Below are 12,906 nucleotides of genomic sequence, written 5' to 3'. Positions count from 1 at the left end.
CGCCCACCCGCACCCAGTGACGACTCTCACCGGAAGCGGACTCGCGTGTCCGGTACGGTGGTGACTAAGCGGACTTCCGAGTCCGGATCCACCTGTCACGAGGAGCCCCATGATTCCGGTACGGATCAGCGACGCCCTGCGCGCCGTGGTCTTCGAGCCGACACGCGACCTGGCTGAGGCGCTGGACGAGTTCTACGCCCCCGACTACACCCACCGCAGCGACGGCGCGACCCTCGATCGGGCCGAGTTCGTCGAGATGGTGACCCGGGTACGCGGTCAGATCGTCAGCGGCACCGTGCGCGTCCTCGACGAGCTGCGCGACGGCCTCCACTACGCCGAACGGCACGTCTACGAGATCACCCTGGTCGACGGATCGACCGCCAGACGGGAGATCGCGATCTTCGGGTCGTATGCCGAGGACGGCCGGTTCCGCCACCTCAGCGAGACGGGTTTCGACCTGCCCGCCTGAACCATCTCGACCACCAGCAGAGGAGAGAACCATGCCCCGCCTTGCCGACCCCGACCCGAACGCGATTCCGGCCGACGTCCGCGACTTCCTGTCCGCCCTGCCGCCCGACCCGATGGTCAAGATGCTGACCCACTCGATCGGCACGGTGAAACTGTTCATCCAGCTCGCGAGGGCGCAGTTCGCCGCGCTGGAGCTGCCCGCCCGCTCGCGGGAACTGGTCATCCTGACCGTGGCCGAGTACACCGAGTGCGAGTTCGAGGCGGCCCAACACCGTCCGATGTCCGAAGCGGCCGGCGTCGACCGGGCCACCCGCGAGATCATCACCAGCCGGGACATCGACAGCCCGCACCTCTGCGCGTACGACCGGACGCTCATCCGGTTCGCCGCCGAGGTGGTGCGGTCACCGCGCATTCCTGATGATCTCTTCGACCAGGTGCGGCAGATCCTCAGCGAGCGCGAGATCGTCGAGGTGCTCCAGGTGATCGGCTACTACTGGTCGTTCGGCCGGGTGGCCACGGTGCTCACCGTCGAGCTGACCACGGTGTACGGCGACGAGCCGCCGCTGGCCGGCGAGACCGAACGGGCAGACTGAGACCATGACCCCGCCCACCCCGAGCGACCCGCGCACTCCCCATCGGCGTCTCGACGCCCGTCGGAACCAGGAGCGGGTCATCGCCGCCGCCCGGGAACTCTTCGCCGAGCAGGGGCTTCAGGTGACGGTGCCGCAGGTCGCGGACCGGGCCGGGGTGGGCCGCGCGACGGTCTACCGCAGCTACCCCAGCAAGGAAGACCTGGTCGTCGCGGTCGTCCAGCAGCAGTTCCAGGAGCTGGAGCAGCGCATCCGCGCCGCGCTCGACGGAGCCGACGCATACCGGGAGTGGTGTTCCTTCGTGCCCGACCTGTTCGGACGTCTCGCCCGGGACCGGGTCCTCGCCGACGCGTTCTTCGAGGGCAGGCTGGTGCCCGCCGCGCACATCCTGGGCCTGATCGGGCAGTTGGTGGCGGCGGTCCGGCCCTCCGGCAAGATCCGCCAGGACGCCGGGGAGCTGGACATCCGGGTGCTCCTCTGCGGGGCGGTCCGGCAGCTCATCGTGCTCGACGAGCGTGACCCGGCGGTGTGGCGTCGGTACGCCGACCTGGTGCTCAACGCGCTGCGCCCCTGACCCGAAGCGCGTCACTCGGGGCAGTGGCTCGCGGCCTCGGCCCTGGTCAACCGGGCAGGGTCGCCAGGCCCGCGCGCCGAACGACGCGACGGATCTCCTCGGGCGACAGCCGTCGTCCCCGCTCGTAGGCCACGGCGAAGTCCTCGACACCCAACCCCGCCACGGCCAGCGCGGTCGCCCGCTCGACGTCGGGGCGATCGGCCGGCGCCAGTGGGAGGCCCGTCGCCTCCCGGCTCGCCGCCGCCGCGCCGAGCAACCGGGCCGCGTCCTGCGGGCGGTCACCGGCGGCGGCCACGCCGACGAGGATCTGCCACGGGTCCTGGTCGGCGCCGAGGTCCGCGGCGACCTCGGCGGCCCGCAGGTGCCAACCCAGGGCCGCCGCCGGGTCGCCGCGCAGCTCGGCGACGTACCCCAGCTCACCGAGGACTCCGGTCAGGTAGAGAGGCTGCCCGGGGCCGTCCTGCTGCCGTGCGGCCGCGTCCAGCAGGTTGCGCAGGTGCGTCTCCGCCATGTCGAGCAGGCCCTCCCGCCGCGCCGCGGCGGCGAGACACAGCTCGGCGAAGACGATGCCGAGCGGTGTCCCCTGCTCGGTGGCCAGCCGCAGCCCGCGACCGCTGAGCTGCCGCGCCCGCGGATAGTCGCCTCGTTGCAGGGCCACCCAGCCCAGCCAGGAGAGGTGACCGGCCACCTCGAACGACAGGCCCAGATCCTCCGCGACGCGGAGGCCCTCCTGGTACAACCGATCGGCCTGCTCGTAGTCCCCGGTCATGCCCGCCTGGGCGCCGAGCCACTCCGTGGCCTGCAACAGCCCCCACCGGTCACCGAGCCGGCGGAACAGCGTCGCGCTCTCCGCTCCGTCGCGCGCCACCACCGTGCCGTCGCCCCGGGCGTACGCGTGCTTGGCGCGCAGGCCCAGGGTGGCGGCCACGACCCACACGTCGCCCAGAGCGCGCGCCTCGGCAAGGACGCGGTCGAGCAACTCGCCGGTGGCCGCCACGTCACCGAGGTCGATCTCCGCGTAGGCGAGAAACCACTGCGCCCGGAGCCGGCCGTGCGGGTCGTCGATGCCCTCGTATTGCCGGATCGCCGCGTGGTGGCGCGTTGCCCAGTCCGCGACGTCGCCGGACAGGAGCGCGAAACCCAGGTGCCACGCCGTGGCGCGGGCACGCTCGGCGGTGGGCCCCTCCGGCGGGCAATCCAGGGCCGCCGCGAGCCGCCGGCGGGCCTCGGTGAACCGGCCCCGGAGGAACCAGTACCAGCTCAGCGCGTTGGCCAGGCGCAGCGCGAGATCCCCGTCGCGCTGACGGACCGCGGCGTCCAGCGCGCCGCGCAGATTGGCGGACTCGGCGTCGAGCTGCCGCAACCACAGGCGTTGGTCCGGACCGTGCAGGTGGTCCCGCGCCCGCTCGGCCAGCTCGGCGAGGTGACGGTGGGCGCGCGTGCGGATCTGGTCCGCCTCACCGGCCGTGCGCATCTGCTCCAGGCCGAAGGCGGCGACGGACTCCAGCAGCCGGTAGTGCGGGCCGCCGTCGCGCGGCGCGACGACGACAAGCGACCGGTCGACGAGGCGGGCCAGCAGGTCCGCGACGCTCGCGGTGGGCACGCCGTCGGGCGCGCAGACGGCCCGCACCGCGTCCACCCGACCCCCGTCGGCGTACGCGGCCAGCCGCCGCAACACCACCCGTTCCGGCTCGGTGAGCAGTTGCCGGCTCCAGTCGAGCATCGCCAGCAGCGTCCGCTGGCGGGGAGGGACGCCCCGGTGCCGGGCCCCCAGCAGCCGAAACCTGTCGCCGAGCCCGGCGACCAGACCCGGCACGCCCAGCCCACGGACCTGGGTGGCGGCCAGCTCCAGTGCCAGCGGGATCCCGTCGAGCCGGCGACACAGGGTGGCGACGGCGGTCGCGTTCTCCACGGTGAGTACGAACCCCCGGTCCGCGGCGGCCGCCCTGGCGACGAAGAGCCGCACCGAGCTGGAGAGGCGCAGGGCGGCCAGGTCCGTACCGCCGCTCTCCTCGGGGACCGGCAGCGGCGGGACGACCCACACGACCTCGCCGGACAGCCCGAGCGGCTCCCGGCTGGTCGCCAGCACGCGCACCCCGGGTGCCGCCCGCAACAGCACGGCGGTCACCTCGGCGACCGCTTCCACCAGATGCTCGCAGTTGTCGAGGACGAGCAGGAGCCGGCGGTCGCCCAACACCCGGGCGAGCCGGTCGACCGGCGCGCTGGCCGTGCCCGCCTCGGCGGCGTCCCGCACGTCGAGCACCGCCAGCACCAGCTCCGCCACCGCGTCTACCGTTTCGGGCGCGTCGGACCGGGCGAGGCCCGCCAGCTCGACAAGCACCGCCCCGTCCGGGTAAGCGGTCGACCGGGCGCGGGCGACCTCCAGGGCGAGCCGGGTCTTGCCGACCCCGCCGATGCCGACCAGGGTCACCAGCCGGTTGCCCGCCACCTCCGCGGTCAGCTCGGTGACGGCCGCCTCGCGACCGACCAGCTCGGTCAACGAGGTCGGCAGGTTCGTCCGCGCGGGAGCGATGTGCTCGGCCGCGCCGAGGGCCGCCGGTGGTGTGGCGAGCGTCGGATCGTGCGCGAGGATGGCCCGCTGAAGCGCGGCCAGCTCGGGGCCCGGATCGAGCCCCAACTCCTCGTGGAGTCGGACACGCAGCTCGTCGTAGCTGCTCAACGCCTCGGCCTGGCGTCCCGCCCGGTACAGGGCGAGCATGTGCAGCCCCCGTGCGCGTTCGCGCAGCGGCTGCCGGGCCAGCAGGTCGCCGAGGTCACCGACGACGGCCCCGTGCTCGCCGAGTGCCAGCCGGTCGTCGAGACAGTCCTCCGCGGCGAGGAGACGTTGCTCCTCCAGCCCGGCGGTCACGGCGGCGGTGAACGGCTCGTCGCGGAAGTCGGCGAAGGCCGGCCCCCGCCACAGGGCCAGCGCCGCCGTGTAGAGCGCCACGCGAGATCGAACGTCCCGCGTCGCCCGCGCCTCCGACACCATCCGGTGGAAACGGCGGGAGTCCACGTCGTCGTGATCGACCAGGATCCGGTAGCCGGGTGGCGGCGACCGCACCAACTCCCGACCGCCGGGCTCGGCCTCGGCCAGCACCCGGCGTAGCTGCGACACCTTCACCGACAGCGCCCCGGCGGCGTTAGCCGGCGGGCTGTCACCCCACAGATAGTCGATGAGCCGATCCGCCGGCACCGGCTGCCCCTCGTGCAGCAGCAACGCGGCGAGCAGGGCCCGGACCTTCAACCCCGGGACGGTCACCACGGCACCGTGCGAGGTCCACACCGTCAACGGGCCCAGCACCCCGAACCGCATGGCGGCCAGGATACGGCCCCGACCCGCCCCGCGAGAGCCGGCGCGCAGACCAGGGGACTGCCGGGGTGGCGGCACGGTCGGCTCGGCAGAACACCGTAAAGAAACGGTAAGGCCCCCCGGGCAGGGTGAATCCCATCGGTCGGCCGGCCTGAGCCGGCCGCAACCCATCGCCCACCGTGGTTTCCCGAAGGGACACTCCCATGTCGACGTCGACGGCTCGCATCCTGCCCGTACTCACCGCCCTGTGCCTGCTGGCGCCAGCCGCCCCGGCCAGCGCCGCGACCACCGGCCGCGACGCGGCGGGGGCCTGGTCGGCGGCCTGGTCGGCCGCCCACCACCACCCCGTGCCGGGCAGCGACTGGTTCGGCACCAACTGGTCCATGACCGGCTTCGCCGACGAGTCGGTCCGGCAGGTGGTGCGGGTCAGCGCGGCCGGCTCCCAGATCCGGATCCGGGTCTCCAACCGGTACGGCAGCCAACCGCTGCGACTGACCGGCGCCACCGTGGGCCGTCCGGGCACCGGAGCGGCGGTGCGACCCGGCACCCTGCTGCCTGTCACCTTCGACCGGCGGCGCACGACCACCGTGCCCGCCGGCACCGAGACCACCTCCGACCCGGTGTCCCTGCCGGTACGGGCGCTGGAGGCGGTGACCGTGACGCTGTACTTCGCCGGCGCGACCGGCCCGGCCACCTACCACCAGGACGGACTCACCAGCACCTACCGCGCGACTGGCGATCACCGCTTCGACCACCGCGCTGGCGCGTTCTCCGGCGAGACGAGTCAGTCGTGGTACCACCTGACGGGGGTGGACGTCGCCGGGTCGCCGCGTACCCGGGGCACGGTGGTGACGTTCGGTGACTCGCACACCGACGGATACGGCTCCACCCTCGGTGCCGACAACCGCTACCCGGACCAGTTGGCCGAGCGGCTGGTCGCCGCCGGCCGCCCACTGGCGGTGGCCAACGTCGGGATCGGTGGCAACAAGTTGCTCGCCGACTCGACGTGCTTCGGTGAGCGGGGCGTCAGCCGGTTCCGCCACGACGTTCTCGCACAGCCCGGGGTGCGATCGGCCGTCGTCCTGATCGGCATCAACGACATCACCGGGGGCGGCTACCCCGACTTCGGCTGTGGCGCCTCGCCGGTGGTGACCGCCGCTGCGCTCATCGACGGCCACCGGGCGCTGATCCGGGCCGCCCGGGCCCACCGGGTCACCGTCATCGGCGCCACGATGCCGCCCATGAAGAACTCGTACAGCTACACCCAGGAGAAGGAGGAGGTACGCGACGAGGTGAACCGGTGGATCCGCACCAGCGGCGAGTACGACGCCGTCGTCGACCTCGACCGGATCCTCGCCGATCCGTCCGACCGCGACGCCCTGCGACCCGCGTACGCCCACGTCGACTTCCTGCACCTCAACGACGCCGGGGCGACCGCTGCCGCTGCCGCCGTCGCCGCCCAGATCCGCTGAGACCAGTAGCCACCACAACGGAGGGACCCGGACATGACCAGCCATGACATCGACGAGCACCTGGGTCGGCTGCCCGTCGAGCACCGCGACGTGGTCGCCGCACTGCGCGAGATGATGCGGGAGTGCGCCCCCGACGCCCGTGAGGTGATCAGCCGGGGCTCGCTCGCCTGGCAGGGCGTCAAACTCCTGGCGATCCTGAGCCTGAGCAAGACCCACGTTACCTTCGCGTTCGCCCGGGGCGCCGAGTTCACCGACCGCCACGGACTGCTCGCCGGTGTGGGAAAGGGGACCCGGCACGTCAAACTCAGGCCGGCCGGCACCCTGGACCGTGCGGCGCTGCAAGACTACGTCCACCAGGCCGTGGTGCTCGACAAGGGTTGAGCACCCGCGCCCGCTCCGGGAGAAAATCAGGCGACCGTGTCGAGAGCGAGGGCTCCGGCTTCGACCGCGGGGTGAGGGCCGGGCACACCCGGTCCCACCCGCAGGCTGACACCGTACGGACCAAGGAGTGGATCGATGACGAAGGTGACGACCGGGGCGACGATGTCGTTGGACGGCTACATCGCGGACGCGTCCCACGGTGGCTTCGAGTACCTCTTCCAGTGGTACGAGAACGGAGACGTCGAGACGCCGACGGCCAACCCGGAGATGACGTTCCGGACGTCCGCGGCGAGTGCCCGGCACCTGCGGGAGCTCACCGAGCGGACCGGCGCGCTCGTCGTCGGCCGGCGGCTGTTCGACATCACCAACGGGTGGGGCGGCCGGCACCCGTTGGACAAGCCGGTCGTGGTCGTCACGCACCGCGTGCCGGAGGGATGGGAGCCGGAGAACGAGTCCTTCGTGTTCGTCACCGACGGCATCGTCAGCGCCATCGACCGGGCGAAGGCGCTCGCCGGTGACAAGGAGGTGGGCGTCAACGGCGGCACCATCGCCGCCCAGGTCATCGAGGCCGGCCTGCTCGACGAGGTGCACGTCGACCTCGTACCGGTCCTGCTCGGCGCCGGCATCCCCCTCTTCGCCGACCTGAAGATCGCGCCACTCCAACTCGACGGCCCTCTGCGCGTCGTCGAGGGCGACGGGGTCACCCACCTGGCCTACCGGGTGCGCGGGCGGTGACCAGCGGGCCACGCTGAGCCCCGACCCGCGGCCACCCCGCCGTTCGACGCTCCGGCCGGCGGAAAATCAGCCGCGCGGCCTTGAACCGCATAGGGAAAGATCGATATTGTCTGCCGCAGGCGCCGCCCCGCCACAGGCCATCACCGTCGATCGACCGAAGCGGGTTCAGCATGCGCACACTGAGACTTGTCACGACTCTGGCCGTCGCCGGCCTGCTGGCCGGTGCGGTGGCGACTGTCGCCACCACACCGGCCAGCGCGGCGACCGCCGTGTTCTCCGTGACGAACACCTGGGGCAGTGGCTACCAGGGGCAGGTCACCGTCACCAACAACACCTCCGCACAGATCAGCAGCTGGCGGGTCGAGTTCGACCTGCCGGCCGGGTCGAGCATCAGCCAGTCGTGGAACGCGCAGCAGACGACCTCCGGCAGCCACTACGTCTTCAGCAACGTGTCGTGGAACGGCACCCTCGGCGCCGGCGCGTCGACCTCGTTCGGCTTTCTCGTCAACGGGTCGGGCACCCCGGTGAACTGCACGGTCAACGGCGACAGCGTGTCCTGCACCGGCGGCACACCGCCGACCACCCCGCCCCCGACAACTCCGCCTCCCACGACCCCGCCCCCGAGCACCGGCACGCCGGTCGAGCGGCACGGGCAGCTACGGGTCTGCGGCACGACGATGTGCGACAGGTCCGGTGCGCGGGTGCAGTTGCGTGGCATCAGCAGCATGTGGCTCAACTGGGAGACGGCCCCGTACGCCGAGAACCTCTCCGCGTTGACCTGGATGCGGGACAACTGGAACCTCCAGGTGATCCGCGCGGCGATGGGCGTGGAGCCGGCCGGCGCGTACCTGAGCAACCCGGGCAAGGCGCGGGCGCAGGTGGAGACCATCATCAACAACGCGGTCAGCGCCGGGGTGTACGTCATCGTCGACTGGCACGCCCACGAGGCCCAGAACAACCAGTCCCAGGCGGTGGCGTTCTTCGGCGATCTGGCCCGCCGCTACGGCCACCTGCCCAACGTCATCTGGGAGCCGTACAACGAGCCGTTGCAGGTGAGCTGGACCAGCGTCATCAAGCCGTACCACCAGGCGGTGGTCGCAGCGATCCGTGCCGCCGACCCGGACAACATCGTCGTGCTCGGCACCCCGACCTGGTCGCAGGACGTGGACGTGGCCGCGGCCAGCCCGGTCACCGGCACCAACCTGATGTACACCCTGCACTTCTACTCCTGCACCCACGGCGCGTCGCTGCGAGCCAAGGGTGACGCGGCGATCCGGGCCGGCCTGGCGCTGTTCGTCACCGAGTGGGGCGCCAGCAACGCCGACGGCGGCCTCGACGGCCGGGCCTGCCTGCCGGAGGCGCAGTCCTGGATCGACTGGATGAGGGCGAACGGCATCTCCTGGACGGCGTGGAAGCTCGACGTCGGCACCGACACCACAAACCTGCTCAGCCCCGGCGCGCCGGTGACCGGCGGGTGGAGCAACTACCTGCACGGCCACGCGCCGTTCGTGGTGGCGAACATGAGGTAACCCGGGACGCCACCAACTCCAGGTCGACGATGTCGGGGTGTCCGGGCCAGTGGGACACCCCGACATCCCCGACGGCCGCACCCGCGTCCCCGCCGTCGACGAGGATGCGGCCCAGGTGCGCTCCCGCGTACCGCAGCCGCGACTGGCTCCGCGTCGACTGACATCATGACGCGGTGGCACACGTGGAGATCAACGGCGAACCGGCGACCGTCGAAGACCTGCATCGGGCAGCCGTGTGGAACTACGGCCACTTCACCTCCATGCAGGTGCGCGGCGGGGCCGTGCCGGGCCTGTCCCTGCACCTCCGTCGTCTGCGCGAGGCCTCGGCCGTGCTGCTTCCCGATGCCGTCCCGCCGTCCGGCGACCAGGTCAGGACCCTCGTCGGCCAGGCGCTGGGCGGCCGGGACGATGCCTCCGTCCAGGTGACAGTCCTTCCGAACCCCACCCGGTGGCCTGATATCGACATCATGGTGTCCGTCGACGAACCGGTCGACGACGCTCCAGGTGCGCCGCTGCGAGTCCGGACTGTTCGGTACGAGCGAGAGCTTCCGCAGCTCAAACACCTGGCCACGCTGGGTCTCACCTTCCATCGCATCCACGCGCGCCAGGCCGGATTCGACGACGTCCTGTTCGCCGGCCGGGACGGCTCCCTCCTTGAGGGCTCGGTATGGAACATCGCCTTCTGGGACGGCGCACAGGTCGTCTGGCCCGACGGCCCACTCCTGGCGGGCATCACCATGCAGCTGCTTCGGCTCGGCCTGCGGAGGCTCGGCGTTGCCGACACGACCCGGAAGGTGACTGGCGAATCGCTGAACGAGATGACGTCGGCTGCGGCGACCAACTCGCACTGCCCGGCGCAGCCGATCGCGGCGATCGACCAGACGGCCTTCCCTGGCGACCACGCGTTCACCGCCCTGCTGCGGCGCGCCTGGCAGGAGGCCGACCGGGAGCCGATCCGGCCAGCCCGATAGGGGCCGGGCGACATCTGTCCACATTCTGTGCCGATCCGCGACCGCACCTGCTCCCACCGCGCGTCGCCGGGGTGCCGGCAGAACGGTCCGCCACCTTAACGCGCAGGAAACACCCCCGGCACCAAACCTGGGAACGCTCGTCGGACAGCCACGACCACCGATACGCGAACCGGGGTGACCATGGCCGACAACACCACAAACGCGCCGACGTTCGACGGGCCGATGGGCCGGTCCGGCAACGGCCGGGCACTGCCCACACCACGCGCCAACCCGACCGTGACCCTCGACGACGGCGACCCGGCGGATCTGGCCACGATCGGCGTGGAGGAGGAGTTCCACGTCGTCGACCTGCACACCCGGGAGTTGGTGCCCCGGGCCGGGGAGTTGCTCGACCGGCTGCCGGCCGACTCGTTCACCGCGGAGTTGCACCGCAGCGTGGTGGAGACCAACACCTCGGTCTGCCGCACCCTGGACGAGATCCGCGCCGAGCTGACCCGGCTGCGCCGGTTGGCCGTCCAGGTGGCCGACCGGGCCGGGTTGGGCATCGTGGCGGCCGGCACGGTGCCGCTGCGCGCCGACGGCGACCCGAGTGTCACCCCCACGTCCCGGTACCGGCGGATGCTCGACGAGTACCAGCTGCTCGCGCGGGAGCAGTTGATCTGCGGTGCGCAGGTGCACGTCGGGGTGACCGACCGGGACCTGGCCGTCGCGGTCACCCGCCGGGTCCAGCCGTGGCTGCCGGTGCTGCTCGCCCTGTCCACCAGCTCGCCGTACTGGATGGGTCAGGACAGCGGCTACGCCAGCGTCCGGTCGCTGGTCTGGCAGCGCTGGCCCACCGCCGGTGACCCGGGCGAGGTGACGAGCGCGGCGGATCACGAGGCGCTGGTCGCCGAGTTGATCTCCTCCGGCACGATCACCGATCCTGCCATGATCTATTTCGACGTCCGGCCGTCGGCGCACGTGCCCACCGTGGAGTTGCGGATCACCGACGCCAACGCCGACGTGGAGACCATCGTCCTGCTCACCGGCCTGTTCCGGGCACTGGTCCGGCGGGAGGTCGCCGCCCTGCGCGCCGGGGTGGAGCGCACCGCCGTGCGACCACCGGTGCTGCGCGCCGCGGTCTGGCGGGCGGCCCGCTCCGGGTTGGAGGGCGACCTGCTCGACCTGCCCCGCTCGGCCCGACCGGTGCCGGCCGCCGAGGCGGTCCGCCGCCTGGTGACCGACCTGCGCCCGCAGTTGACGGCGACCGGCGACTGGGAGCAGATCCGGGAGCTGACCCGGTACGCCCTGGAGCGCGGCAGCTCCGCGGCGCGGCAGCGCCGGGCGTACGAGCGTCGCGGCCGCCTGGCCGACGTGGTGGACCTGCTACTCGACGAGACCCGGGGCCGGGTCCGCGAGGCACCGCCGGGTGCGCCCGCACCGCCGGTCCTGCCCACGTACACCGATGCCGGCGACGAGGTCTTCGGGGCGAGCGGGCCGGAGCCGGCGTACCTCCCGATCCTGGCGGCCCTGCGCCGGCTCGGTGCCGGCGCCCTCCGGCAGCGCGAGCACGACCGGGACGAGGAGCAGCGCGCCCGCGGCGTGACGTTCAGCGTGGCCGGCGAGGCGAGCACCCGCCTCTTCCCGGTCGACCTGGTGCCCCGGGTGGTGCCGGCCGCCGACTGGCGGACGCTGCGCACGGGCCTGGTGCAACGCGCCCGCGCCCTGGACGCGTTCCTGTGCGACGTCTACGGCGACCGGGCCGTGGTGGCCGACGGCGTGGTGCCGGCGTGGGTGGTGGAGTCCTCGCCCGGCCTGCGCCCGACCGGCGCGCTGATGGGCCGCCGGGGCACCCGCGCCCAGGTGTCCGGGACCGACCTCGTCCGGGACCCGGACGGCGGCTGGTACGTCCTGGAGGACAACCTGCGGGTGCCCTCCGGAATCGGCTACGCGGTGCAGAACCGCCGGCTGACCCAGGCGGTGCTGCCGGAGCTGCCGGTGCCGGCGGACCTGCTGCCCGCCGACGAGACGCCGGCGATGCTGTACCGGGCGTTGATCGCCGCCGCGCCCCCCGCGGCCGACGAACCCGCCCTGGTGGTGCTCAGCAGCGGCCCGGGTGATCCCGCCTGGTTCGAGCACCGGCTGCTCGCCGACGAGATGGGTGTGCCGCTGACCGAGACCGGCGACCTGCTGGTGGAGGAGGGCCGGCTCTGGCTGGTCCGTGCGGGCAGCCGCAGCCGGGTCGACGTGCTCTACCTGCGGATGGACGAGGAGGCCCTGCTGCACGCGCCGGGCGCCGACGGGGTGCCGCTGGGCTGGCCGTTGCTCGCCGCCGTGCACGCCGGGCGGCTCACGCTCGCCAACGCGCTGGGCAACGGCGTCGGCGACGACAAGGCGCTGTACGCGTACGTGCCCCGACTGATCGAGTACTACCTGGGCGAGAAACCCCTGTTGGGGGACGTCCCGACGTACCTGTGCGGGCTGCCCGAGCAGCGGGCCGAGGTGCTGGACCGGCTCGACGAGTTGGTGCTCAAGCCCGTCGACGGGTACGGCGGCGACCGGGTCGTGATCGGCCCACGGGCCGAGGCGGAGGAGTTGGACGCCGTCCGGGAGCAGATCCTCGCGGCCCCGCACCGGTGGATCGCCCAGGAGATGGTCTCGCTCACCACCCACCCGGTCTTCGACGGCGCGGCTCTCGCGCCCCGCCACGTCGACCTGCGGGCCTTCGTGTTCCTCGGCGAGCAGGCCGAGGTCGCGCCGGTGGCGCTGACCCGGGTGGCGCCGGCCGGCAGCATGATCGTCAACTCGTCGCGAGGCGGTGGGTCGAAGGACACCTGGTTGCTCGGCGCGGCCGAGCAGAATTCGGTGTAACCCACGCTTGACCATCCCGTCAT

10 protein-coding genes are annotated in these 12,906 nt (G+C 72.6%); 9 read left to right on the top strand and 1 reads right to left on the bottom strand.

Going from position 1 to position 12,906, the window contains the following annotated elements:
- The first annotated feature begins 109 nt into the window (after nucleotides 1-109).
- Genes ACGFIW_RS17600 through ACGFIW_RS17590 form a run of 3 tightly spaced genes read left to right on the top strand, consistent with a single transcriptional unit; the run spans nucleotide 110 to nucleotide 1,632 of the window.
- On the top strand, nucleotides 110-469 hold the full coding sequence (locus tag ACGFIW_RS17600) for a hypothetical protein (protein ID WP_393316282.1): 360 nt from the start codon (nucleotides 110-112) through the stop codon (nucleotides 467-469).
- 31 nt (nucleotides 470-500) lie between these two features.
- A complete protein-coding gene (locus ACGFIW_RS17595) occupies nucleotides 501-1,061 on the top strand; it encodes a carboxymuconolactone decarboxylase family protein (protein WP_393316280.1) in 561 nt (186 codons plus the stop codon).
- A 4-nt stretch (nucleotides 1,062-1,065) separates the two neighbouring features.
- Nucleotides 1,066-1,632: a TetR/AcrR family transcriptional regulator gene (locus ACGFIW_RS17590; RefSeq protein ID WP_393316277.1), complete on the top strand. Its 567-nt coding sequence runs from the start codon at nucleotides 1,066-1,068 to the stop codon at nucleotides 1,630-1,632.
- Nucleotides 1,633-1,678: 46 nt separating this feature from the next.
- Here ACGFIW_RS17590 and ACGFIW_RS17585 read toward each other — a convergent pair whose 3' ends face one another.
- Nucleotides 1,679-4,948: a BTAD domain-containing putative transcriptional regulator gene (locus tag ACGFIW_RS17585; RefSeq protein WP_393316274.1), complete on the bottom strand. Its 3,270-nt coding sequence runs from the start codon at nucleotides 4,946-4,948 to the stop codon at nucleotides 1,679-1,681.
- Between the two features lie 200 nt (nucleotides 4,949-5,148).
- Between ACGFIW_RS17585 and ACGFIW_RS17580 the strand changes: the two genes are divergently transcribed.
- From ACGFIW_RS17580 to ACGFIW_RS17555, 6 genes are all read left to right on the top strand, one after another.
- On the top strand, nucleotides 5,149-6,417 hold the full coding sequence (locus tag ACGFIW_RS17580; protein ID WP_393316271.1) for an SGNH/GDSL hydrolase family protein: 1,269 nt from the start codon (nucleotides 5,149-5,151) through the stop codon (nucleotides 6,415-6,417).
- Between the two features lie 33 nt (nucleotides 6,418-6,450).
- On the top strand, nucleotides 6,451-6,798 hold the full coding sequence (locus ACGFIW_RS17575; RefSeq protein ID WP_393316269.1) for a DUF1801 domain-containing protein: 348 nt from the start codon (nucleotides 6,451-6,453) through the stop codon (nucleotides 6,796-6,798).
- A gap of 135 nt (nucleotides 6,799-6,933) precedes the next feature.
- A complete protein-coding gene (locus tag ACGFIW_RS17570) occupies nucleotides 6,934-7,533 on the top strand; it encodes a dihydrofolate reductase family protein (RefSeq protein WP_393316267.1) in 600 nt (199 codons plus the stop codon).
- A 170-nt stretch (nucleotides 7,534-7,703) separates the two neighbouring features.
- Nucleotides 7,704-9,062 carry a cellulase family glycosylhydrolase gene (locus ACGFIW_RS17565; protein WP_393316265.1) on the top strand — a complete coding sequence of 453 codons (1,359 nt, stop codon included), beginning with the start codon at nucleotides 7,704-7,706 and terminating at the stop codon, nucleotides 9,060-9,062.
- Nucleotides 9,063-9,235: 173 nt separating this feature from the next.
- Nucleotides 9,236-10,033: an aminotransferase class IV gene (locus ACGFIW_RS17560; RefSeq protein WP_393316262.1), complete on the top strand. Its 798-nt coding sequence runs from the start codon at nucleotides 9,236-9,238 to the stop codon at nucleotides 10,031-10,033.
- Nucleotides 10,034-10,213: 180 nt separating this feature from the next.
- A complete protein-coding gene (locus ACGFIW_RS17555; protein WP_393316495.1) occupies nucleotides 10,214-12,883 on the top strand; it encodes a glutamate--cysteine ligase in 2,670 nt (889 codons plus the stop codon).
- The last annotated feature ends 23 nt before the right edge of the window (nucleotides 12,884-12,906 follow it).

The sequence above is a fragment of the Micromonospora sp. NPDC048935 genome (assembly GCF_043197875.1).
Taxonomy (GTDB): domain Bacteria; phylum Actinomycetota; class Actinomycetes; order Mycobacteriales; family Micromonosporaceae; genus Micromonospora.
This window is presented reverse-complemented; position numbering and strand designations above follow the sequence as displayed.